The 21,648-nt window shown below is 59.5% G+C and carries 18 protein-coding genes; 8 read left to right on the top strand and 10 right to left on the bottom strand.

Translation table 11 applies throughout. From position 1 onward, the window contains the following. From xylB to BM225_RS02015, 8 genes are all read left to right on the top strand, one after another. On the top strand, positions 1–1,449 hold the full coding sequence (gene xylB, locus BM225_RS01980; protein WP_072706296.1) for a xylulokinase: 1,449 nt from the start codon (positions 1–3) through the stop codon (positions 1,447–1,449). Between the two features lie 250 nt (positions 1,450–1,699). After that, on the top strand, positions 1,700–2,191 hold the full coding sequence (locus BM225_RS01985; RefSeq protein ID WP_143095337.1) for a DUF2384 domain-containing protein: 492 nt from the start codon (positions 1,700–1,702) through the stop codon (positions 2,189–2,191). Positions 2,192–2,260: 69 nt separating this feature from the next. After that, positions 2,261–3,325: a glycosyltransferase family 2 protein gene (locus tag BM225_RS01990; RefSeq protein ID WP_072706298.1), complete on the top strand. Its 1,065-nt coding sequence runs from the start codon at positions 2,261–2,263 to the stop codon at positions 3,323–3,325. Between the two features lie 303 nt (positions 3,326–3,628). Beyond that, positions 3,629–5,254 (top strand): peptide ABC transporter substrate-binding protein, encoded by a 1,626-nt coding sequence (locus tag BM225_RS01995; RefSeq protein ID WP_072706299.1) that lies wholly within the window; start codon positions 3,629–3,631, stop codon positions 5,252–5,254. Between the two features lie 60 nt (positions 5,255–5,314). Further along, complete coding sequence (oppB, locus tag BM225_RS02000; protein WP_072706300.1) at positions 5,315–6,238, top strand: oligopeptide ABC transporter permease OppB; 924 nt, start codon at positions 5,315–5,317, stop codon at positions 6,236–6,238. A 12-nt stretch (positions 6,239–6,250) separates the two neighbouring features. After that, on the top strand, positions 6,251–7,180 hold the full coding sequence (locus BM225_RS02005; RefSeq protein ID WP_092463728.1) for an ABC transporter permease subunit: 930 nt from the start codon (positions 6,251–6,253) through the stop codon (positions 7,178–7,180). A gap of 1 nt (position 7,181) precedes the next feature. Next, positions 7,182–8,981, top strand: a complete 1,800-nt coding sequence (locus BM225_RS02010) for an ABC transporter ATP-binding protein (protein ID WP_072706301.1) — start codon at positions 7,182–7,184, stop codon at positions 8,979–8,981. Then, the gene (locus BM225_RS02015) at positions 8,981–10,186 is read left to right on the top strand and encodes a glycerate kinase type-2 family protein (protein WP_072706302.1); all 1,206 of its coding nucleotides are present in this window, start codon (positions 8,981–8,983) and stop codon (positions 10,184–10,186) included. The genes BM225_RS02010 and BM225_RS02015 overlap by 1 nt, the downstream gene beginning before the upstream one ends. On the opposite strand, the gene BM225_RS02020 is transcribed toward BM225_RS02015, so the two are convergent. From BM225_RS02020 to BM225_RS02065, 10 genes are all read right to left on the bottom strand, one after another. Beyond that, positions 10,183–11,358 carry an ammonium transporter gene (locus BM225_RS02020; protein ID WP_072706303.1) on the bottom strand — a complete coding sequence of 392 codons (1,176 nt, stop codon included), beginning with the start codon at positions 11,356–11,358 and terminating at the stop codon, positions 10,183–10,185. The genes BM225_RS02015 and BM225_RS02020 overlap by 4 nt on opposite strands. A 239-nt stretch (positions 11,359–11,597) precedes the next feature. Then, positions 11,598–12,110 (bottom strand): flavin reductase family protein, encoded by a 513-nt coding sequence (locus tag BM225_RS02025; protein ID WP_092463731.1) that lies wholly within the window; start codon positions 12,108–12,110, stop codon positions 11,598–11,600. A gap of 779 nt (positions 12,111–12,889) precedes the next feature. Continuing rightward, the gene (locus tag BM225_RS02030; RefSeq protein ID WP_072706305.1) at positions 12,890–14,101 is read right to left on the bottom strand and encodes an alpha-D-ribose 1-methylphosphonate 5-triphosphate diphosphatase; all 1,212 of its coding nucleotides are present in this window, start codon (positions 14,099–14,101) and stop codon (positions 12,890–12,892) included. A 102-nt stretch (positions 14,102–14,203) separates the two neighbouring features. After that, positions 14,204–14,884 carry a DUF1045 domain-containing protein gene (locus BM225_RS02035; protein WP_072706306.1) on the bottom strand — a complete coding sequence of 227 codons (681 nt, stop codon included), beginning with the start codon at positions 14,882–14,884 and terminating at the stop codon, positions 14,204–14,206. Positions 14,885–14,979: 95 nt separating this feature from the next. Next, complete coding sequence (locus tag BM225_RS02040; RefSeq protein WP_072706307.1) at positions 14,980–16,395, bottom strand: 3'-5' exonuclease; 1,416 nt, start codon at positions 16,393–16,395, stop codon at positions 14,980–14,982. Then, positions 16,395–16,913, bottom strand: a complete 519-nt coding sequence (locus tag BM225_RS02045) for a hypothetical protein (protein ID WP_072706308.1) — start codon at positions 16,911–16,913, stop codon at positions 16,395–16,397. Before BM225_RS02045 ends, BM225_RS02040 begins: the two co-directional genes overlap by 1 nt. A 31-nt stretch (positions 16,914–16,944) precedes the next feature. Beyond that, a complete protein-coding gene (locus BM225_RS02050) occupies positions 16,945–18,768 on the bottom strand; it encodes a DUF294 nucleotidyltransferase-like domain-containing protein (protein ID WP_177218558.1) in 1,824 nt (607 codons plus the stop codon). 102 nt (positions 18,769–18,870) lie between these two features. Next, a complete protein-coding gene (locus BM225_RS02055) occupies positions 18,871–20,598 on the bottom strand; it encodes a sodium:solute symporter family protein (RefSeq protein ID WP_072706309.1) in 1,728 nt (575 codons plus the stop codon). A 19-nt stretch (positions 20,599–20,617) separates the two neighbouring features. Further along, positions 20,618–20,878 carry a DUF4212 domain-containing protein gene (locus tag BM225_RS02060; RefSeq protein ID WP_072706310.1) on the bottom strand — a complete coding sequence of 87 codons (261 nt, stop codon included), beginning with the start codon at positions 20,876–20,878 and terminating at the stop codon, positions 20,618–20,620. Between the two features lie 89 nt (positions 20,879–20,967). After that, a complete protein-coding gene (locus BM225_RS02065; protein WP_245780393.1) occupies positions 20,968–21,636 on the bottom strand; it encodes an adenylate kinase in 669 nt (222 codons plus the stop codon). Positions 21,637–21,648: the final 12 nt, after the last annotated feature.

The following is a 21,648-nucleotide window of genomic DNA, read 5'->3' on the forward strand; positions in this document are numbered from 1 at the left end:
ATGTATCTCGGCATTGATTTGGGGACATCCGGCGTCAAGGCGCTGTTGATGGACGACGCACAACAGGTTGTCGCCAGCGCGACCGCTGCGCTGACGGTCCAGCAGCCAAAACCGCTCTGGTCAGAGCAGGACCCCGCAGATTGGATTGCGGCGACCGACCAGGCCTTGTTGGCGCTCAAGGACAAAGCAGGTCAGGCCTTGGCGGCGGTCAAGGGGATCGGTCTGTCTGGCCAGATGCATGGCGCGACGCTGCTGGACGCAGCGGATCAAGTGCTGCGCCCCTGTATTCTGTGGAACGATGTCCGCAGCCACGCCGAAGCGGCTGCGCTGGACGCTGACCCGCAGTTTCGCGCGATCTCTGGCAACATCGTCTTCCCCGGGTTCACGGCGCCGAAACTCGCTTGGGTGCGGGAAAATGAGCCAGAGGTTTTTGACAAGGTGGCCAAGGTGCTGTTGCCCAAGGACTACCTGCGCCTCTGGCTGACGGGTGCCCATGTGTCCGAGATGTCAGATGCCGCTGGCACTGCTTGGCTGGACGTAGGGGGCCGATGCTGGTCGACTGACCTGCTGGATGCGAGCGGCATGCGTGCAGACCAGATGCCCGACCTGATCGAAGGCAGCGCGGCCTCTGGCGGATTGCGCGCTGAGCTCGCGCAGCGCTGGGGGATCGCGACTGGCACCGTGGTGGCGGGTGGCGCTGGGGACAACGCGGCCTCTGCCATTGGGCTTGGGACGATTGGCGCGGGCGACGGGTTTGTGTCTCTGGGGACCTCTGGCGTCGTTTTTGCTGCAACCGACAGCTATCTGCCCAAAGCCGAAAGCGCCGTGCATGCGTTTTGCCATGCCATCCCCGACACGTGGCACCAAATGGGTGTGATCCTGTCTGCAGCCTCGGCTTTGGGCTGGTTTGCGGGGATCACGGGGCGCTCTGCGTCTGACCTGTCCGCCGCGATTGGCACAGAGGTCCAAGCGCCAACTGCCGTGACCTTCTTGCCGTACTTGTCGGGCGAACGCACGCCGCACAACGATGCGATGCTTCAGGGCAGCTTCACAGGCCTGATCCATGCCGCGCAGACCGAGGACCTGACCCGCGCGGTGATCGAGGGTGTCACCTTTGCGCTCAAGGAGAACCTGATCGCGCTTCAAAGCGCTGGAGGCCGTGTGGATGCGCTGCTGGCCGTCGGTGGCGGCGCGCGGTCCCCATATTGGCTGCAACTGATTGCGACGGTCCTGAACATCCCTGTGCATATCGCAGCGGACGGCGATTATGGCGCCGCCTTTGGCGCTGCGCGGCTTGGCATGCTGGCTCAGAGTGGTGCTGACCCCCAGTCTGTGTGCCTGCGACCTGCCATTGAACGGGAATATGCGCCCCAAACCCAGCTAACAGACGCATTCGAAAGCGCCTTTGACCGCTTCCAGTCCCTGCGGTCGGCTATCAAAATGACATGAAACTGATTCGCGAGCACACCCCATACTTGCGTATGTATGGGGTTCTCCCTCTGGAAGAGTGTGAAAAAACATGCTCTTTCTCTGTGAGAAGATGCCAAAATCTTAAGTTGTGGTTAACCATTTTCTGCAAGTTCTGATTGTGGAAACAGGCTATTTTCCACTCCGGACGTTCAATTTCTCTCGGATATGCGTTATATCCGAAGGGGTAAGATATCTCCGTTCGAGATATCTGTGGTGACGGATGGTGACATTGGAACAATTTTCGAGTGAACAGACCCGCGCAGTCGTGTCGAATTCGGCGTGGCGCGTATTCCTACAAGACGCGGCATGGCTTGGCATGTCCGCGGAAACGCGGTGTTCCATCCTCGGGGATGTGTCCGAACCGCTTTACGAAAGCTGGATGAAGGCTGCGGATGTCCACTTTAACCGCGACCAGCTGGACCGGATCGTCCTGCTGCATGCCATCCGAGAGCGGCTGGAGAAACTGTTCGGTTGCGCCAATGCCGCGGCCGAGTGGCTCTGCGCGGAACATTCGGAAAAAGACCCAGTTTTTGGCGGTCGGAGCCCGATTGAGCATGTGATGCACGAGGGGATGATCGGTCTCTATCACATTCTCACACGGCTAGAAAAAATGATGGAAGACATCACCTCCGCGCTCGCAGGGTGGGAGGATGACGAGTCCGACGACCTGATGTGGAAATCCGAAGACGCGGCTAACACACGGCCCCGTTTACTGCACTAATCCCTTTGGTCTGGCCGCTGGGGCGCGTCGCGGATAAGCTTGGGGAAACGGAAATTTCTCAGGCAAGTCATGCGGATACTTTGCGTAAGCACCCAGCGGAACGAAGGCCCTTTTCTCCTCGAATGGATTGCGCATTTGCGGGCCTGTGGCATCACAGACTTGCTGGTGTACTCCAATGATTGCGACGATGGCAGTGACGCGCTGCTTGATCTGTTGCAGGATCAGGGCGTTCTGACGCACATCAAGCAAGACGTCCCCGAGGGCGAGAGCGTGCAATGGACGGCGCTGCGGGCCGCGTGGAAACATCCCCTGCGAAAAGAGGTCGATTGGGCTCTGTGCTGCGACGTTGACGAATTTCCGGTCATCAAGGTTGGCGAGGGGCGTTTCTCGGACTTGCTGAACACCGTGCTCGAAGAGTTCGACGCCATGGTGCTGCCGTGGCGCCTGTTTGGCGCGAACGGCGTGAACCGCTTTGTCGATGCACCGGTGACCGAACAGTTCCGTATGGCGCAGCGGCCGGACGCGCTCTGGCCCGTCGCGGCGACGTTCTTTAAAACGATTTTCCGTGTGAACGGGCCCTTTAATCAATTCGGCGTTCATCGTCCCAAGCAAAAGGCAGAGGCGAAGGCCGGTCTGCCCGTCATCGTGGATGGGGCAGGGCGCAGGTTGCCTGAAGCGTTTGTTCGGAATGTTAAGCGGCTCTCGCTCTTCGGGACGCCGATGGGGCGCAATTTGGCCGAGATCAACCATTACTCCTTGCGCTCGGCAGAGAGCTTTTTGATCAAACGAGACCGCGGGCTGCCCAACCGCACCGAAAAGGCCATCGATCTGGCCTATTGGGTCGAGCGGAACTTCAACGAGACGACCGAGAGCGATGTGGACCGCGTCGCAGGGCAGCGCGCGGCAGAACTGGAGCAGTTGAAATCCTTGGCCGGTGTTTCAGAGGCGCACGACACTGCCGTCGCTTGGCACAAAGAACGGTTCCAGAATTTGATCACGACCGAAGAGGGACACCGGCTGTTCAGTCAGCTTCTTTTGGCCTCTGGCAGCACCACCCCAAGCCCCGAATCCGCGCGTCAGATGGTGGATTGGTTTCAGACCGCCTACCGCAGATCGCTTGATCTATCGTCCTGAGTCGCAAATGCGCGGAGCGCATGGCACCATAGGCTGCAAAACCTGCGCAATAAAGTTGCGGCAGCATTGCGTGGATTGCGAGCATGGCGCTGGATAACGCGACGTCGCAAGAACAAAAGCGTTCCATCGAAAAAGTTGATCATCTGCTTTCTTGACGAATCGGTAAAGCTCGGGAACCCTTTGGATCGTAGCGCAGCGGACCATTGGTCGAAGCGGGCCTCTGGTCGTAGATCCGATGCCTCCGGTCCAGCCGTCCGCCACTCCGCGTTGCGGACATAAAAAAGAAAACCGACTGGAGGACACATGACGTATATGACCCGCACCCTGCTGGCGGCCATGATGGCGAGCACCATCGTCGCTGGCACCGCCACCGCCGCGACCCATCCCGAAACGGGCGAAGCGCTGGCAGCCGATCAGACATTCACCAACTGGACCCTCGACAACCCCAGCAGCTTTGACCCCCAAGTGGTCGAGGACTCGGACGGCGCAGCCATGGTGCGCAACATGTTCGAAGGCCTGATGAACCAGGATGCGGATGGTAACCTCGTGCCCGGTGTGGCGCTGGACTACTCGGTCAACGATGACAAGAACGTTTACACGTTTACCCTGCGCCCCGAGGCTCAATGGTCAAACGGAGATCCCGTGGTCGCCAGCGACTTTGTCTACGCATGGCAGCGCGCGGTCGATCCTGAACTGGCCTCGCCCTATGCGTGGTTCATGGAGCTGATGTCTATCGAAAACGCCTCGGCGATTATCGCAGGGGAGATGCCCAAAGAAGAGCTGGGTGTGAAGGCCATTGACGACCACACACTCGAAGTCACCCTGTCCGCGTCGCTGCCCTATTTCGCGACCATGACCACCCACTCAACCACGTTTCCCGCACCGCAAAAGGTGATTGAGGAGTTCGGCGCCGAATGGACCAAGCCCGAGAACATCGTGGTGAACGGGGCCTTTATCCTAGAGGATTATACCCCCGGCGAGCGCATCGTTCAGGTTCGCAACCCCGAATACTGGGACAATGAGAACACCATCCTCGACAAGATCGAGACGCTGGTTGTGACCGACCAGAACCAAGCTTTGACGCGGTATTTGGCCGGCGAGTTTGACCGGATCGAACTGCCAGCGGGTACTTATCCCAAGATGAAGGCAGAGCACCCCGACGAGGCGGTCAGCGTGCCGTGGCTGTGCAACTACTATTACACCTTCAACGTCAGCGATTCCGGCCCCGAGGCGTTCAAAGACGTTCGTGTCCGTCAGGCCTTGTCGCTGGCCGTGGATCGCAAGGTCATCACCGAAAACGTCATGCAGGGTGGCCAGCCCGAAGCTTATAGCTTTACCCCTGCGGCCGTTGCGGGCTTTGAGCCCCCGAAATCGGCGATGGCGGACATGACCCAAGCCGAGCGCGACGCCAAAGCCAAGGAACTGCTGGCCGAAGCGGGCTATGGCGCTGACAATCCGCTGACCTTTGACATGATCTACAACACTTCGGAAAACCACAAGAAAGTGGCCGTCGTGTTGAGCCAGATGTGGAAGCAAAAACTGGGTGTTCAGGCCAGCCTTGCCAACATGGAGTGGAAGACCTTCCTTGATACACGCGGTCGTCAGGACTTTGCTCTGGCGCGCGGTGCATGGTGTGGTGACTACAACGAAGCCTCGACCTTCCTTGATCTGCTGACCACGCCGTCGGGCTACAACGACGGCAAGTATTCCAACACCGAATACGATGAGCTGATCCAGTCGGCCAAAACAGCCGAGAACGCGCCCGAGCTGTACACCCAAGCTGAAGCGATCCTTGCCGAAGAGATGCCGGTCATCCCGATCTACCACTATGCCGGTGTGATGATGATCGACACCGATCTGAAGGGCTGGCCCTATCAGAACGTCGAGCGCAACTGGTACGGCAAGAACCTGTACAAAGTTGCTGAATAAATCCTGAGAGCAGGCGTCCCGCAGCGGGCGCCTGCATCTGCCCATAGGTACCCCTCTGACATGCTGAATTACATCCTGCGGCGGCTCTTGACCGCGATCCCGACGCTATTGGTGTTGGTCATCATCTGCTTTCTGATGATGCATGCGGCCCCCGGTGGCCCCTTTACCAGCGAACGCCCGTTGCCTCCCGAAGTGCTGGCCAATATCGAAGCCAAATATGGTCTGGATAAGCCGCTTTATGCGCAGCTTTGGGACTATCTGGTGGGGGTCGTGACCCGCTTCGATTTCGGTCCATCCTTTATCTACAAAGACCGGAGCGTGAATGACATCATCGCCCAAGGTTTCCCCGTGACCCTGACCTATGGGACCATCAGCTTTGTGCTGGCGACGATTGTGGGTGTGGCCATGGGGGTCTTTGCGGCGCTGCGTCACAACACGTGGGTCGACTATCTGGCCGTTGGGGCCACGTTCAGTGCGCAGGCTTTGCCGAACTTTGTCATGGCGCCCATATTGGTGATTATCTTCACATGGCAGCTGGGGTGGCTGCCGGGTGGTGGCTGGAATGGCGGGCAGTGGCAGTATGTGGTCATGCCGGTGATCGCTTTGTCCACCAGCTACATGGCCTCGATCGCACGCATTCAGCGCACCGCGATGCTAGAGGTTCTGCATTCCAATTTCGTTCGCACCGCGCGAGCCAAGGGGTTGCCCAGCAGCACCATCATCTGGCGTCACGCGATGAAGCCTGCTCTGATGCCCGTCGTCAGCTACTTGGGGCCGTCCTTTGTGGCGATGATCACCGGTTCTGTTGTCATCGACCTTTATTTCTCGACCGGAGGTGTTGGGCTGCACTATGTCAATGCGGCGCTGAACCGCGACTATGCGGTGATGCTGGGGGTGACGATCCTGTATGGCGCTTTGACAATTCTTTTCAACCTGGTAGCCGACATTGTTTATGCATGGCTTGACCCCAAGATCCGCTACTAAGGGGCCTGAGAAATGATCACAAATTCAGACCGTATGGACCGGATCACCGAAGCCTTGGACGAGGCTGCGGATATCAAGGGTCGTTCTCTTTGGGCCGATGCACGCCGCCGGTTTTTGCGGAACAAAGCGGCCACGGGCGCTGTCGTTGCGCTGCTGCTCGTGGTGCTTTTCGTTATTATCGGCCCGTACTTCGCCGTCTGGTCGAACGAAGAGATCGACTGGAATGTTATGGGCATGGTCGCCGAAAAGGGCGCGCCTTCGATCGAAAGCGGCCATTTCTTTGGTGTGGATGAGTTGGGGCGCGATCTCTATTCCCGCACAATTCAGGCGACGCGCACCTCGTTGATCGTTGGTGTCATCGGCGCGATCGTCGCCGTGACCATCGGCACGATCTATGGCGCGACGGCAGGCTTCGTCGGGGGCTGGGTCGACGGGCTCATGATGCGCTTTGTCGATATCATGATCGCCATTCCCTATATGTTTATCATCATCCTGCTGATGGTGATGTTTGAACGCTCTTTCTTTATGCTGTTCGTGGGCATCGGCATTATCAGTTGGCTGGAAATGGCGCGGATTGTGCGCGGACAGACCCTGTCCCTGAAGAACCGCGAATTTGTTGAGGCCGCCAAAGCCTGCGGTGTCGGTTGGTTCACTATCATCCTGCGCCACATCATCCCGAACCTTTTGGGCCTGGTGGTCGTTTTCGCATCACTCCTCGTGCCTCTGATGATCCTGATCGAAAGTTTCATCAGCTTCCTAGGTCTTGGGGTCCAAGAGCCGCAAACCTCGCTCGGGGCGCTGATTTCCGAAGGGGCGGGCACGATCCTTTACGGCACCATCTGGCAGCTGTTCATCCCGCTGTTTTTCTTTCTCGTCACCATCATCAGCCTGTTCTTTATCGGCGATGGTCTGCGTGACGCCCTAGACCCGAAGGACCGCTGATATGAGTGTTTTCGAGGTAAAAGACCTAGCCGTCACCTTTGACACCCCCGACGGGGCGGTGGAAGCGGTCAAAGGGGTCTCCTTCAGTATTGGTGCGGGCGAATGCCTTGGGATCGTGGGCGAGTCCGGCTCGGGCAAATCGCAGACCTTTATGGCGGCGATGGGGTTGCTCGCAGACAACGGGCGGATCACCGGCTCGGCGCAGCTGAACGGGCAGGAGTTGATCGGCCTGCCCGTGGGCAAGGCCAACAAAATCCGCGGCGCTTCTATGTCCATGATCTTCCAAGACCCGCTGACCGCGCTGACACCGCACCTGACCGTCGGCCAGCAGATGGCTGAGGTTCTGAAATTCCACAAAAGCCTGCGCGGGTCCGAAGCGCGACAGCAGTGCTACGAATGGCTGGATCGCGTGCGCATTCCAGAGGCTCGCGCGCGTCTGGACCAGTATCCGCACGAGCTGTCCGGCGGGATGCGTCAGCGGGTGATGATCGCGCAGGCGATGCTGTGCAATCCGCGCCTGTTGATTGCGGACGAACCGACAACGGCGCTGGATGTGACTGTACAAGCCGAAATTCTGGATCTGATGGCGAACCTGCAACGCGAAGAAGGCACCGCGATTGCGCTGATCACGCACGACATGGGCGTTGTAGCCCGCATGTGCGACCGCATCTGCGTCATGAAGCACGGTGCTTATGTCGAGGAAGGCAGCGCGAGTGACGTCTTCTACGCACCCAAGGACTCCTATACCCGCAAATTACTCGACTCGATGCCCCGCATCGATGCCGAAGAGATCGCGATGAACCCTGTCAGCGACGCCGACCCTGTGCTCAAGGTCCGCGATGCCAAGGTGCATTTCCAAGTCAAAAAGACCGGCGGTATTTTCCCCAAATCCCAGACCTTGCGGGCGGTGGATGGCGTCAGCTTTGACCTGAGGGCGGGGGAAACACTGGGGGTCGTGGGCGAGTCCGGTTGCGGGAAGTCCACCTTGGCCCGCGCTGTCTTGCAACTGCTGCCCGAAGTGCAGGGCAGTGTCAGTTGGCTTGGCCGTGATCTGGATGGCATGACCAAACGCGAGATGACCCGCCAGCGCAAGGACCTGCAACTGGTGTTTCAGGACCCGCTCGCCAGCCTTGATCCCCGCATGACGATCAGCGCCTCGATCGCGGAGCCGCTGAAAACCTTCCGTCCTGACCTTGGTCCCTCCGCACGCAAAAAATTGGTGGCCGAAATGATGGAGAAGGTCGGTCTGGATGTGCGGATGATCAACCGCTACCCGCACGAATTATCGGGGGGCCAGAACCAGCGCGTCGGCATCGCGCGGGCGATGATCAATAACCCAAAACTGGTGATCTGCGATGAGGCCGTGTCGGCTTTGGACGTGTCCATTCAAGCGCAAATCATCAAGCTGCTCAAAGAGTTGCAAAGCGACCTTGGCCTGTCGATGATCTTTATCAGCCACGATCTGGCAGTGGTCCGCGAGATCAGCCACCGCATCATGGTGCTCTACTTAGGGCGCGTGGTCGAACTGGCCGACCGCCATGCCATCTACGAAGCCGCAAGGCACCCTTACACGCAGTCTCTGATCTCTGCCGTGCCAATCCCCGATCCGAACCTTGAACGGGCGCGGGCCCGCGTAAAACTGCCCGGCGAATTGCCATCTCCGCTAGAGCCGGGGGCACAATTGCGCTTCTTGCCGTCGAAAAAGGGGCAAAGGAGCTACATGCCCGAACTTCAAGAGGTTGCGCCAAATCACTGGGTGGCAGAACATGACCCTATCGAGGAGATTCTGAAGGCAGGGTAATGAAACCTAAGTTGCGTGCGATCTGGGATGCGGGGGTGGCGGCCGCCGATCCCGCGGGTGCTGTTACACGGGCGTTGCCCGATCTGGAGTTCGGTGACCCCGCGCAACTAAGCGTTGTGGCCGTCGGCAAGGCGGCGCCGCGCATGATTGCCCCCGTGCTCGAGGCGGTGACGCCCAAGCAGGCGTTGATCGTCACCCACCGCGAGAACGTTTTCGATGACCTTGGCGTGCCGGTGATGCGCGCAGGTCATCCCGTGCCGGACCCCGAGGGCGAGGCTGCGGCTAACGCCATTCTAGAGATGGCAGAGGGCCTCGGCAAAGACGACCACCTGCTGATCCTGATTTCCGGCGGCGCTTCGGCGATGCTGCCAGCGCCCGCCAAAGGACTGACTCTGGATGATAAAGTCAGAGTGACCAAAGCCCTTCTGGCCAGCGGCGCGCCGATCGAGGTCATGAATCTGGTTCGCCAGCAGCTTAGCCGGATCAAAGGTGGGGGCCTCGCGATTGCGGCGGACCCTGCGCGTGTGACGGCCTTGGTGCTGTCTGATGTAATCGGGGACGACCTGCGCGCTGTGGCCTCTGGCCCGACGCTCGCGCCCTTGGGGACACCCGAAGATGCGGTGCAAGCCCTGCGCGGCTATTTCTGCTACGGCAAAGTCTCGCAAGAGGTGCGCAACCACTTGCGGGAGGCTCCGAAGAAACGCGATGTGCCAGAGACGGACACACGGATCATTGGTTCAAACGACGTGTCTGTTGCGACCATGAAAGAGCAGGCGCCCGAGGCCAAAATCTTGACGCCGCCCCTGACAGAGGATGTCAAAGACGCGGTGGAGCGTCTGGCCAAGCTGCCCTCTGGGCTATGGTTGATTGGCGGCGAATGCACCGTGCAGGTCAAAGGCAAAGGGATGGGGGGCCGTAATCAGGAACTGGCCCTGCGTCTGGCGATGAAGGCCGAAGAAGAGGGCTGGCCTGCAGGCTGGACTTATATTCAGGGCGGCACGGATGGGCGCGATGGGCCAACCGATGCAGCTGGGGCCGTGGTGAATGGCCAAACCCTGAAAAAGATGCGCGCGGCAGGGGTGGACCCCGCCGCGGCGCTGAAGAACAACGATAGTTATCACGCTTTGAAAGCGGCCGGCGATTTGCTGATGACGGGTGCCACCGGAACAAATGTCGCCGACCTTGGCGTGCTCTACCGTCCTTAGTCGTGGCTGTAGGCACGCTCGCCGTGGACCGCCAGATCGAGCCCTTCATGCTCGGTCTCGGCATCCACGCGCAGCGGGAAGAAGATGCCAACCACTTTGGCGATGATGAAGCTGACCACTAGCGTGTAAACACCGACAACTGCCAGAGCACCCAGCTGTGCGGTCCAGCTGCCCGCGCCGAACGCTGCGATCATGATGGTGCCGAAGATGCCACCGACACCGTGTACCGCGAACACGTCCAAGGTGTCGTCGATCTGCATCTTGTTGCGGATCAGGTTGACCGCTTCCTGACACAGAACACCTGCGACCAGACCGATGATCAGGGCCTCAATGGGGCCGACAAAACCAGACGCGGGGGTGATCGAGGCCAGACCTGCGATGGTGCCGGTGACGGCGCCAATCAAGGATGCGCGGCCGAACTTGATGCGTTCCCATGCGGCCCAAGACAGGGTCGCTGCCGCAGCCGAAATGTGGGTCACAGTGATCGCCATGGCTGCGCCGCCATCGGCTGCCAGTTGCGAGCCACCGTTAAAGCCGAACCAACCGACCCACAGCATCCCTGCGCCAGCGGCGACCATACCGGGGTTGTGCGGGGGCTTGGACGCGTCCTTGCGACGACCCAGCATGACGGCCAAGAGCAGCGCCGCCAGACCTGCGGTTTCGTGGACAACGATGCCACCGGCAAAGTCTTTGGTGCCGGTTTCGCCCCAGATGCCGCCGTCTGCCATCAGACCGCCGCCCCAGATCCAGTGGGTCACGGGTGCGTAGACCAGCAGCATCCACAGCGCCGAGAACGCCAGAACGAAGCCAAAGCCAATACGCTCCACATAGGCGCCCACGATCAGCGCGGGGGTGATCACCGCAAAGGTCATCTGGAAGGCAAAGAACAGAACCTCGGGCAGGGTGCCCGACAGGGTGTCTGCGTCAATGCCGTTCAGGAATGCCTTGCCCAAGCCACCCCAGAGAGCGTCGCCTTCGCCGAATGCGATCGAGTAGCCCGCGATCAACCACAGCACACTCATCAGCGCCGCGATCATGAACACGTGCATAAAGACCGACAGAACGTTCCGCGCCCGCACCAGACCGCCATAGAACATGGCCAGACCCGGCAGGGACATAAACAGTACAAGAGCGGTCGCCACGAGGATCCAGGCGGTATCTGCTCCGTTCATTTCATTTCCTCCTGCGTTTGGTTGCGGGAGGCATACGTTCATACTTTGCGGAAGAAAGGTGCAAAGTTGATAACCACTGCATAAAACCTAGGACTTATCAAAACTGCACATCATGTGAGCGAAAATTGCACCTTTATGACCAATAAGTGTGCGAAATGAAAACCTGAAATCGCACAGGAAATAGACACACCTCGGAATCGCGGGTGATATTTTCAGCGCAGCACAAAACAGCGCCCCTCTTAGTCAAACGCCGTGAACTGCCCATACTCGCCACGCGTGAACAAAAGCGGTGTGCCTTCGCCAGCGTGGGCCCGCAAAACGCGTCCAACCGCGATCGCGTGATCGCCTGCTTGGTGTAAGTCATAGGACTCGCATTCGAACCGCGCGAGCGTTTCGGTCAGGACCGGCACGCCATATTCGTTTTCAGTCCATGCGCAGTGATCGAACGCAAACCCATCTTTGGCAAACGCGATGCCGAGATCGAGCTGATCCGCCTTGAGCACGTGGATCGCGTAATGCCGCGCCTCTGCGAACAACGGATAGCGGTGAGAGGAATGTGCGGGACACCACAGGACCAGCGGTGGATCGAGCGAAACCGCGCTGAAACTGTTGGCCGTGATCCCCATCGGGCCCTTGGCCGTCTGACAAGTCACAACAGTGACGCCGGTGCCAAAGCACCCTAGAACATTGCGGAAGTCCCGCTGAAGGTCAGGCGTGGGCGTGAACCCGTCAAGTGTCGTGACTTCGGTCATCAGGCTTCCTCGTGGCCGATCGCTGCTGCGTACAGCTCAAACCATTTTTCGCGGTCGAGTTCGACCTTAAATACATCTTTTCACAGTCCAAAGCGGTCATGTCAGTTGGTGCGGACAACCGCACTGATCTGAAGGGGCTGCCCTCTGAGGGCGGCCGGCATTTGGAATGCAGTACAGGTAACGAAGAGCATTCCGGTTGCTGTCCTTGGTGGTTTCGATTCGGGTTCTGTTTGCTTGTGGCTGATGTATGGCGCTTGGCCGCGGTTGCCAGTCCCCTGCACGAAACTCCGTGATTTGGGGGCGGTGAAAATTATCGACTGGTTGGGAGGGGCTTTGAAAATATGTAGGATCGGGGCGCGCTAAGGGCGCGTCAGTTCAAGCGCGTGTGAGCGCTTTGAACTTTAAACCCCGATGACCTTGGGCTGTTGATCTCAGCGTAGAAAACACCGGTAAGAGATCAGGTTTTCGATATATTTTTTGACACGCGCGCAAGCGCTTTAACAGAAAACAGTTAGGGTAATTTATATATCCACAAGAAAAAGCTCCGTCTCACCTTGTGCAACATTGCTGGGACTGGGGCCGGAAAAAAACATGCTGTCGACGGCTTGGCGCGCTGACGTCGGTTCTAACGAAACCTGCTTAAACAGTTCGTCACTCAGCTTGTTCGCATAAAAAGGGCGGCATCAGAGCCGCCCGCTTTGGTACTGAAAATACCCCTTAAGTATACCCTTAGTATAATCGAAAGACGGGCTTCTCCGAAGCGATAAGTGCACCGCTGGTTAATTTCTGCGGGTCTGCGGCGTGCGTGTTGTCATTTTTGCAGCAGGTACAAAGGGTGCCGAGGGCTGGCTGCCATGGCCCAGAAAGCGAGCTCCAGCCTCGCCCGAGAGATAGGCCAGACGTCCGGCGACAAGGGTCGCTTCGATCTGGCGGGTCTGTTGATTAAGGATCACAAGGTCCGCGCGGCGCCCAAGCCCAAGGGTCCCGCGATCCGGCGTCCGCATGATTTCGGCAGGGCGCTGGGACACCAGAGCCCAAGCGGCGGGCAAGGAAACGCCGTGGGTGTCGACCAGACTCCAGACCGCGCTAAGCAGGGAGGGGTAGTAGTAATCCGACGCCAGCGCGTCACAAATGCCCTCTTTCACAAGCTCTATCACCGAAACCCCGCTTTTGGGGCCGCTGGGGCGTACGGCAGAAGTCGCGGATAGGATGACCGGATCGCCCATGGCTTTGGCAGCGGCGGCGGCGCGCCGTGCACGGGGAAAAGCGCAGTGCTTGGCTCCGATCATTGCATAGCTTTCTCGCGTTTCGCCGTCACCGTCGCCGCTGCTGCCATAAACAATGCCCATCTCGTCAAACACTTCGGCCAAGCGGCACAGGTGGCGTGGCACTTCTCGGCTCCGCGCTTGGGCGCGGTGCAGACGCCCGCGAGACGCCTCGGTCGCGGCCTCGTCCAGCGCGGTCAAATGACCATAGCGAAGTTGCTCTAGCGTATCGTCGAGGGTGTTGCGGAACATTACATATCCAACATCAAACCGCCGAATGGCCGCCATGAGGCGCGCGGCGGTGTCGACCATGTGCGTCTCGCAGTCCAGAGCAATGCGCATATCGATCAAGGCATTCAGTTGGTAGCGATAAAGCGCCGCCAGCATGGTCTCGGCAAAATCGGGACCGCGCAGGCCCCCATGCCATGACCAGCCCTGAGACAGGTATGCGGTCGTCACCCCGTTTGCCGCAGCCTCGCGGTCTGTGCTGCAGAGGGCTGTCATCGGGTCGAATTGCGCGGCGGGGCGCGGTGCCAGATGGCGGGCAAAGGCGCTACCATGCAGATCTATCATCCCTGGCATCACATAGTAGCCGCTCAGGTCGATTTCGGGCAGGGGCCCGCGCGTGATCCGACCATCTGCAATCGCGATGGAACGGGACTGCATGGCGCCGTCACGCAGGATCGTCGCGCCCACAAGGCGCAAGGGCGGAAGAAAACGGGTCATCACTCTGCTCGGGTTAGGTGTTCCGAAGGTGATAGGCGCGCTTTGTTTCGGGACTATGACACCGGCACCACAGTTCAGTGAATGTCCTGTGATCTGGCGTGTTTAGCCCCCGAACGGATAACGGTGCAGCATATGGAAATTCCCGTCATCCGCTTCGCCAAAGAGACAAAGAGACCGGATTTTCAGCGGGCGCGGCAGGATGTCGGGCAGGGTGGTGTCCAGTACCTCGCGGGTGCGCTCGGCCAGTTCGGGGCTCACGCGGCTGGTCAAGGTCAGGTGAAACCGAAATTCGTCCATCACATAAGGGTAGCCCCAGCGGTGCAACAGGTCCAGTTGATGGTCTGACAGACGCGCGGGGTTCCGGCGTGCGATATCCGCATCGGTCATAGGTGCGCGAAAGGCGTCTAGGGCTTTGACCACTTTGCCCGCCATCGACTTCAACTCTGTGGTGTCGCCTTCGGGCACAAGTGCCAGAAAACCGCCGATCCGTTTCAGCTTCAGTGCCTCAACGCGGACGGGACTCATGCCAGCCATCAAGGCCGTGGCCGCGGCGTGTAGAGCACCTATGTCAACGCCACGCGCCAGACGGAAAGGCGGCTTGATCGTCCCATGAAAACCGTACTTTCGCGGGGTCCGCGTGATTTCGTCCATAGGCAGTTCATAGGGCGGGTGGGGCACGTCACAGCCCGCCAAGGGATCCCAGCCCAGCCACCGTTTCCCGAAGTCGGCAAACACCGCCGACTCGGGCGCGTAGTAGATCGCGTAGCGCTTGAACCCCTGCATGCCGCCTCTCTTGTGCTATTGACCGCGTTCTTCAACAGATACCAGAACCGCTGCCGAGCGATAGCCTCTGTTTCCGAGGATCGGACAAAAGCGGCCTAGGCGGGGGTATTTAGGTCCTGCAGCAAGCGCCCGTGTTTGCGGGTTTCCTGAATGACATCGCCAAAGGTGCGCATGCCTTGGGCCTGCAGCATCGGGATCATGGCGCACAAAACTTCGGCAGTCGCTTGTGCATCGCCAAGGGCCGTGTGCCGCAGATGCTCGGGGATGGTGATCCCCAGACGGTCGCAGATCGCATCCAGCGTGTGTTTGGCATCTGCCCCAAAGAGCACCGCCGACACCAGAACCGTATCAAGGATCGGATGGTCAAAAGCGATGTCCATCTCTTTGCTTTGCCGATGCAAGAAGGCCATGTCGAAGGGCGCGTTGTGCGCCACAATCACCGAGCCGGTGCAAAAGGCGTGAAAGCGGCGGGTCACACTTCCGAAATCCGGCGCACCAATCACCATGTGGTCACTGATCCCGTGCACCTTGGTCGAGGCGGCGGGGATGGGGCGCTTCGGGTCCACGAGGGTGTCGATCACCTCTCCTTCGACAATCCGACCGCGCAGGACGCGCATCGCACCCAGCTGCACCACGTCGTCCTTGTGGGGCAAAAGCCCTGTGGTCTCCGTATCAAAGACCACATAACTCATCTCGCATAGGGGCATGTCGGCATGGGCGTGGTCTACGGACCGGTCCATCAGGGCAAAATCATAGGTGAGCGGGCGGCTCGCCTCTGGTGCGATCAGGGCCGTGGCGCTGTCGATGACGATCATGTAGCCCGGCGCCCCGCCAAGAGGACGCAGTTTGGCCTCGTATTCCTGCTGCCCTTTGACGCCGCGCAGGGTGCAAATGACTTCTTTGCCGGTTTTCGAGAGCTTGGCGTGGGCGTTGAGCAAGCTTCTTTCATCAAAAAACTCGGTGATCGACGCCCCCATGCGCGGCGGTGCAATCTGGTTTAGTACCTCTGCCGCTTGGCCATCGTAGAGGACGATCTGATGGGATGGGTTCACAAGGATCATCGCCACTGGAATCTCGGTCAAAAGAGCGGTCAGGTGGTCGCGATCCGCCGACAGGCGCGCGGTGGCTTGGGCGACGGCCTCGGCCTGTGACATGGCGGATTGGCCCAGTTCCTGGCTGATCGCCTGAGCCGCAGGGGCCAGATCGCCAAGGTATTTCGCGTCATCTGCGTTCAGCGCAACATGGGCGCCAGAGTGGGCGCGGGTGCGCAGATGTGAGGACAGACGTAGAATTGGCTTGGCGACATTTTCGTCAAAGAGCAGCCAAACCGCCGCGCAAACTGCCAGAATGCCAAAGGCCGCAATGACCCCCGAAGTGATAAACCCGTCCGGTGCAGAAAAAGAGTTCCGCCACCCCATAAAGAGCGCGCCGATCATGACAATGATCAGCGCCGCAGCCAGCGCCGAGAAAATCAGGAAAATTCGCAGCCGAAGCCCGAGATTGGTAAACATCACTCGGTCCCTCCGCTGCAGGCGAGGGAGACCATCTCTTCGTCGCCATTGGGATTAGCAAAGTCGGCTTCGGTCACCTCGTCATATGTTTCGCCCGGCACCATGGGCAAGGTGCCGCCGCTGGCGCAGTCGAACAGGATTTGCAGGCGCTGGGTGTTCTCCCAACGGGCAAAGAAATACAGGTCGCCCACCACGCGATTTTGGCCCGACGGATGGGCTGTCAGGCTATTGGTGTCGAGCGCGGCAAAGCGGTCGGTGATCGGAAAGAGATAGGTCCACGGGCGGTAGAACGCGCTGCTTTCGATGGTGCTGACCACCGCGACGCCCGGCTTCAGGTTCGCCGTGCTCTGGTCATACCACAGGTATTCGTTGCTGATTGTTGTCACCAGCATCGCAAAGGCCGCGGCAAAAGGCGTGAGCCATTTCGGCGTTCGCCCCTTGGTGATTTTCCCTAGAATAATCGAGATGCCCGCACCGCCGATACCGGCGACGATGACTGCGATAAATCCCCAAAACATACGCTTTCCTCCCCAAGAAGCGGTGTAGTCCTTAGCTCAAGGCACCTTTGCCATGGCCAACAGCAGCCTGCATGCCCTTGACGACGACAAAGGCGTCGCGCAGGTGGCTGCGTTCCAGATCCGACAGGCTGGCCGGAGACATGAAGTTGTCCGGTGCCTCTCCGGCTTTGATCAGGCGGGCCTGATGTTGAAGTCGTGTTTCTGCGATCAGATCGTAGGCGTCCAGCAAATCCCGCGCGCCAGACGGAGAAATCAGCCCCGCCCCTGCCGCCCCTTCAAGACGCGCGCGGGTGTTGAAGGCTGTTAACTGTCCTTGCAGCGCGTAAACGCGGCCCAAGTCGGCGATCGGGACGACGCCGTTGTGCTTTAGATCGATGCTATTCTTATGCTCGCCCGAGCGGATGGTCGCGAACCCTCGCAAGAGCCCCAAGGGCGGCGTGTGCTTTAGTGAGTTGCTGATCATGTGCGCAACAAAGATGCTGTTGCCCGACGCTTTTCGCAGGGTGTCCAGTTGCAGGTCCTTGAACATCGCGGTGTCGCCGCCGATGGGGCGCAGGTCGAACATCACGCTGGCCAGCATCTGTGCTTCGGGGCTGGGTTTGTTGATCCAGTTCTCGAAGTACCCGCGCCAGACGGACAGAGGCTGACACCACCGATCCGCAGTCGCCATCATATCGCCGGGACAATAGACGTAGCCGCATGTGTTTAGCCCGTCGCACACAAAGGTCGCAAGACGTCGGAAGTACGCCATCTGGTCATGGGTCACACCGTCGGCGATGATCAGGCAGTTGTCTTGGTCGCTGACGCCGGTTTGCTCTTGGCGCCCTTGGCTGCCGCATGCGGCCCAGAGGTAAGGCACAGGTGGCGTGCCCAATTGCTCTTCGGCCAAGGCCAGCAGGCGGCGGGTGGCGGTGTCGGCCACATCGGTGATCAACCGCGTGACAACCTCGTGCCGATTGCCAGCGGCCACCAGCTGCACCAGCAATTTCGGGATGCGGGCCGTGACGGCAGCCATTTCTTCGGCGCTGTCAGAGCCTGCGATCTCGGCCACCAATTCGGCTGAACTGACCGCCTGAAAACGGGTCAAATCGGTCTGCGTAACAATGCCAACGAGTGCGCCGTTGCGCGTGATCGGGATATGCCCGATGCGCCGCTCCATCATGGCGTGCAGCACGTCTGACCCGATGGCCGAAGGCTCCAGCGTCAGCGGATCTTTGGTCATGACCTTGTCTACGTGGGTGTCGATGGCCATGCCATCCGCCAGCGCCTTTTCGGTCAGGTCGCGATTGGTGACGATCCCAACGAGCCGATCATCCTCGAGCACGCAAAGGCAGGACACATGCCGGTCGCGCATCTCGCGCGCGGCATCCTGTACTGTGGTGCCCGGCATGCAGAAATAGGCCGAGGGGTGCATGATCGTTTCGACCCGGCTGGTGGCCAGATCGCTGCCGCGCGGGGCGGGGGTGCGCGAGCGGTCAAAGAAACGGCGGGCGACCTGATGATCATGGATGAGTTCCGCGAACTGCATTTTGGGCAGCATCAGCAGAACGGTTTGTTCGGTTGCGGTGGCAGTGGTCACAGCCACGCCTTCGCGCAAGAGGCCACGTTCGGCAAAAGAATTGCGGGGGCCCAGAATAGACACGGGAATGTCGTTGGCGTCCACGACCTCGACCGTGCCGGACCACACGATATACAGCCCGTCGAGCGGCTGCCCATGACGGTAGATCGTCGCGCCTTGAGGCAGGGTCTGCACCTCTATCGCCGCCGCCAGCGTCTCTCGTTCGGCTTCGGTCAGACCGTCATAGGGGTGCAGTCCACCGAGAAAAGCCGAGATATCTGTCAAAGGAATCGTCATGGTTGAAATCTGTCTGATGTGAAAAGCCCTGCCCAGTTGAAACCGGACAGGGCTGAAAGGCAACCAAGGGAAGGGGCGGCGAACCGCCCCATCTGCTTGGGATTAGTGGTCAACCGCTGCGCTCGAGCCGCGGGGAACACGAACCGCTTCGACCAGTTCTTTGATCTCTTGCGGGGTGTCTTCGGTGGCGTTCGACACAAAGTAGGCTACGATGAAGTTCAGCAGAGCGCCGATCGCACCGAACGAAGTCGACTTGATCGAAAGCAGCAGCGGATCAGCATCGGTGAAGCTGTTGGTGCCGGGGATGAAGAACCAGCCCTTGTGCAGGAAGATGTACACGAGGGTGACGATCAGACCGGTGACCATGCCAGCAACCGCGCCGGTGTTGTTGATGCGCTTCGAGAAGATGCCCATCATCAGCGCCGGGAAGATCGATGCCGCTGCCAGACCGAAGGCCAGAGCCACGGTTTGCGCTGCAAAGCCCGGAGGGTTGGCGCCCAGGTAGGTTGCGATCACGATAGCCACACCCATCGACACACGTGCCGACAGCAGTTCGCCTTTTTCCGAGATCTCGGGATTGATCTGCGACTTGATCAAGTCGTGCGAAACCGCCGACGAAATCGCCATCAACAGACCAGCCGCCGTGGACAGCGCCGCTGCCAGACCACCAGCCGCAACCAGCGCGATCACCCATGCAGGCAGTTGCGCGATTTCGGGGTTCGCCAGCGTGATGATGTCACGGTTTACGATAAACTCGTTGGCGTCTGCATCCGCAACGTACTGGATCAGGCCGTCGCCGTTCTTGTCTTCGAAGCTCAGCAGACCGGTCTGTTCCCAGTTGCTGACCCACTCGGGACGATCGTCATAGGCCAGAGGCTGCTCGGTGGTGCCATTGGGGTAGACGGTGTTGATCAGGTTCAGACGCGCCATTGCGCCAACCGCAGGAGCGGTGAGGTACAGCAGTGCGATGAAAACCAGTGCCCAACCTGCCGAGTAACGTGCGTCTTTCACGGTAGGAACGGTGAAGAAGCGAACGATCACGTGGGGCAGACCCGCGGTACCGATCATCAGCGACACGGTGAACAGGAACATGTTCAGGGTGGTGTCGGTCTGTTCGGTGTAGTTTGCAAAGCCCAGATCGTTCAGCAGACCGTTCAGGGTCGACAGCAGAGGCTCGCCCGACGATGTCGCGTCCGAGAACAGGCCCATCGGCGGGAGCGCGTTGCCGGTCAGCTGCAGCGAGATGAAGATCGCGGGGATGGTGTATGCGATGATCAGAACGACGTACTGCGCAACCTGAGTGTAGGTGATGCCCTTCATGCCGCCGATAACCGCGTAGAAGAACACGATGGCCGCACCGATCAGAAGGCCGGTCAGCTTGTCAACTTCGAGGAAGCGCGAGAACGCAACACCCACACCGGTCATCTGACCGATCACGTAGGTCAGCGATGCAACGATCAGGCAGATAACGGCGACGGTACGCGCAGTCTGGCTGTAGAAGCGGTCGCCGATGAACTCAGGCACGGTGAACTTGCCGAACTTGCGCAGGTAGGGCGCAAGCAGCATCGCCAGCAGAACGTAGCCGCCGGTCCAGCCCATCAGGTAGGCAGAGGTGTTGTAGCCGCCAAATGCGATGATACCGGCCATCGAGATGAACGAAGCTGCCGACATCCAGTCCGCACCGGTTGCCATACCATTCACCACAGGGTGAACGCCGCGGCCGGCTGCGTAGAATTCCGAGGTTGAACCCGCGCGGGCCCAGATCGCGATGCCGATGTACAGGGCGAACGTCGCGCCCACCACCAGCAGGTTTAGTGTAAATTGATCCATGATATCAGGTCCTTAAAACTTATTCTTCGTCCACGCCGTATTCGACGTCGAGCTTGTGCATGCGCCATGCGTAGAAGAAAATCAGAACAAGAAAGACGAGGATGCTTCCCTGTTGTGCGAACCAGAAACCAAGGTCCGTTCCGCCGACTTCGATACCCGACAGAAGCGGGCGCAGCAGAATGGCCATGCCAAAGGATGACACGAACCAGACGATCAGGCACCCTTTGATGATACTAATATTTTTCGACCAGTAGGCCGAGCTGTCCTGTTGGCTTGCCATAGGCAATCCTCCCCATTTTCCAAAAAGCTATGGTCTTGAGTCGTAGTCCGGGGCGGTTCCTCCTTCGCCCCGGAGACATTCTAGAAAACCTAGCTGATCGCGCTCTCTACCATTTCGGTCATCTTTGCGGTGATCGCATCGATGTCGCCCATGGCGTCCACGCGGCTAAGTTGCCCCTTTTCGTCGTAGTAGGCGATCAGGGGGGCGGTCTGAGCGTGGTACGCCTCGAGGCGGGCTCCCACGGTTTCAGCCTTGTCGTCGGCACGGCGCTTGAATTCCGTGCTTCCGCAGTTGTCACAAACACCTTCGGCAGCGGGCTGCTTGAAGCTGTCATGATATCCTTCGCCGCAACCGGCGCAGGTGTAACGGCCAGAGATACGCTCGACCATCGCTGCATCGTCGACTTCCATCGCGATGGCGGCGTTGACCGACTGGCCATTCTCGGCCAGCAGCCCATCAAGAGCTTCGGCCTGAACAGTGGTGCGGGGGAAGCCGTCAAGGATGGCGCCTTTGGCGACGTCCTCCTCTTTGAGGCGGTCCCGCAGAATGTTGATGACGATCTCGTCGCTGACCAGCTCGCCCGCGTCCATCACGGTCTTGGCCGCTTTGCCCGCGTCGGTGCCGGCGGCAACAGCTGCGCGCAGCATGTCACCGGTCGACAGTTGCACCAGACCGAACTTCTCTTCGAGACGGCGTGCCTGGGTGCCTTTGCCGGCCCCGGGGGGGCCAAGCAAAATGAGAACTGCGGGTGTGGTCATGGTTGTCGCTCC

This window comes from Donghicola eburneus (assembly GCF_900115865.1).
GTDB classification, from domain to species: domain Bacteria; phylum Pseudomonadota; class Alphaproteobacteria; order Rhodobacterales; family Rhodobacteraceae; genus Donghicola; species Donghicola eburneus.

What these genes read in the sequence shown, in the direction of transcription:
- xylB (WP_072706296.1), top strand. Translation starts at nt 1, where the DNA reads ATGTATCTCGGCATTGATTTGGGGACATCCGGCGTCAAGGCGCTGTTG.
- BM225_RS01990 (WP_072706298.1), top strand. Translation starts at nt 2,261, where the DNA reads ATGCGGATACTTTGCGTAAGCACCCAGCGGAACGAAGGCCCTTTTCTC.
- BM225_RS01995 (WP_072706299.1), top strand. Translation starts at nt 3,629, where the DNA reads ATGACGTATATGACCCGCACCCTGCTGGCGGCCATGATGGCGAGCACC.
- oppB (WP_072706300.1), top strand. Translation starts at nt 5,315, where the DNA reads ATGCTGAATTACATCCTGCGGCGGCTCTTGACCGCGATCCCGACGCTA.
- BM225_RS02005 (WP_092463728.1), top strand. Translation starts at nt 6,251, where the DNA reads ATGATCACAAATTCAGACCGTATGGACCGGATCACCGAAGCCTTGGAC.
- BM225_RS02010 (WP_072706301.1), top strand. Translation starts at nt 7,182, where the DNA reads ATGAGTGTTTTCGAGGTAAAAGACCTAGCCGTCACCTTTGACACCCCC.
- BM225_RS02015 (WP_072706302.1), top strand. Translation starts at nt 8,981, where the DNA reads ATGAAACCTAAGTTGCGTGCGATCTGGGATGCGGGGGTGGCGGCCGCC.
- BM225_RS02020 (WP_072706303.1), bottom strand. Translation starts at nt 11,358, where the DNA reads ATGAACGGAGCAGATACCGCCTGGATCCTCGTGGCGACCGCTCTTGTA.
- BM225_RS02025 (WP_092463731.1), bottom strand. Translation starts at nt 12,110, where the DNA reads ATGACCGAAGTCACGACACTTGACGGGTTCACGCCCACGCCTGACCTT.
- BM225_RS02030 (WP_072706305.1), bottom strand. Translation starts at nt 14,101, where the DNA reads ATGACCCGTTTTCTTCCGCCCTTGCGCCTTGTGGGCGCGACGATCCTG.
- BM225_RS02035 (WP_072706306.1), bottom strand. Translation starts at nt 14,884, where the DNA reads ATGCAGGGGTTCAAGCGCTACGCGATCTACTACGCGCCCGAGTCGGCG.
- BM225_RS02040 (WP_072706307.1), bottom strand. Translation starts at nt 16,395, where the DNA reads ATGTTTACCAATCTCGGGCTTCGGCTGCGAATTTTCCTGATTTTCTCG.
- BM225_RS02045 (WP_072706308.1), bottom strand. Translation starts at nt 16,913, where the DNA reads ATGTTTTGGGGATTTATCGCAGTCATCGTCGCCGGTATCGGCGGTGCG.
- BM225_RS02050 (WP_177218558.1), bottom strand. Translation starts at nt 18,768, where the DNA reads ATGACGATTCCTTTGACAGATATCTCGGCTTTTCTCGGTGGACTGCAC.
- BM225_RS02055 (WP_072706309.1), bottom strand. Translation starts at nt 20,598, where the DNA reads ATGGATCAATTTACACTAAACCTGCTGGTGGTGGGCGCGACGTTCGCC.
- BM225_RS02060 (WP_072706310.1), bottom strand. Translation starts at nt 20,878, where the DNA reads ATGGCAAGCCAACAGGACAGCTCGGCCTACTGGTCGAAAAATATTAGT.
- BM225_RS02065 (WP_245780393.1), bottom strand. Translation starts at nt 21,636, where the DNA reads ATGACCACACCCGCAGTTCTCATTTTGCTTGGCCCCCCCGGGGCCGGC.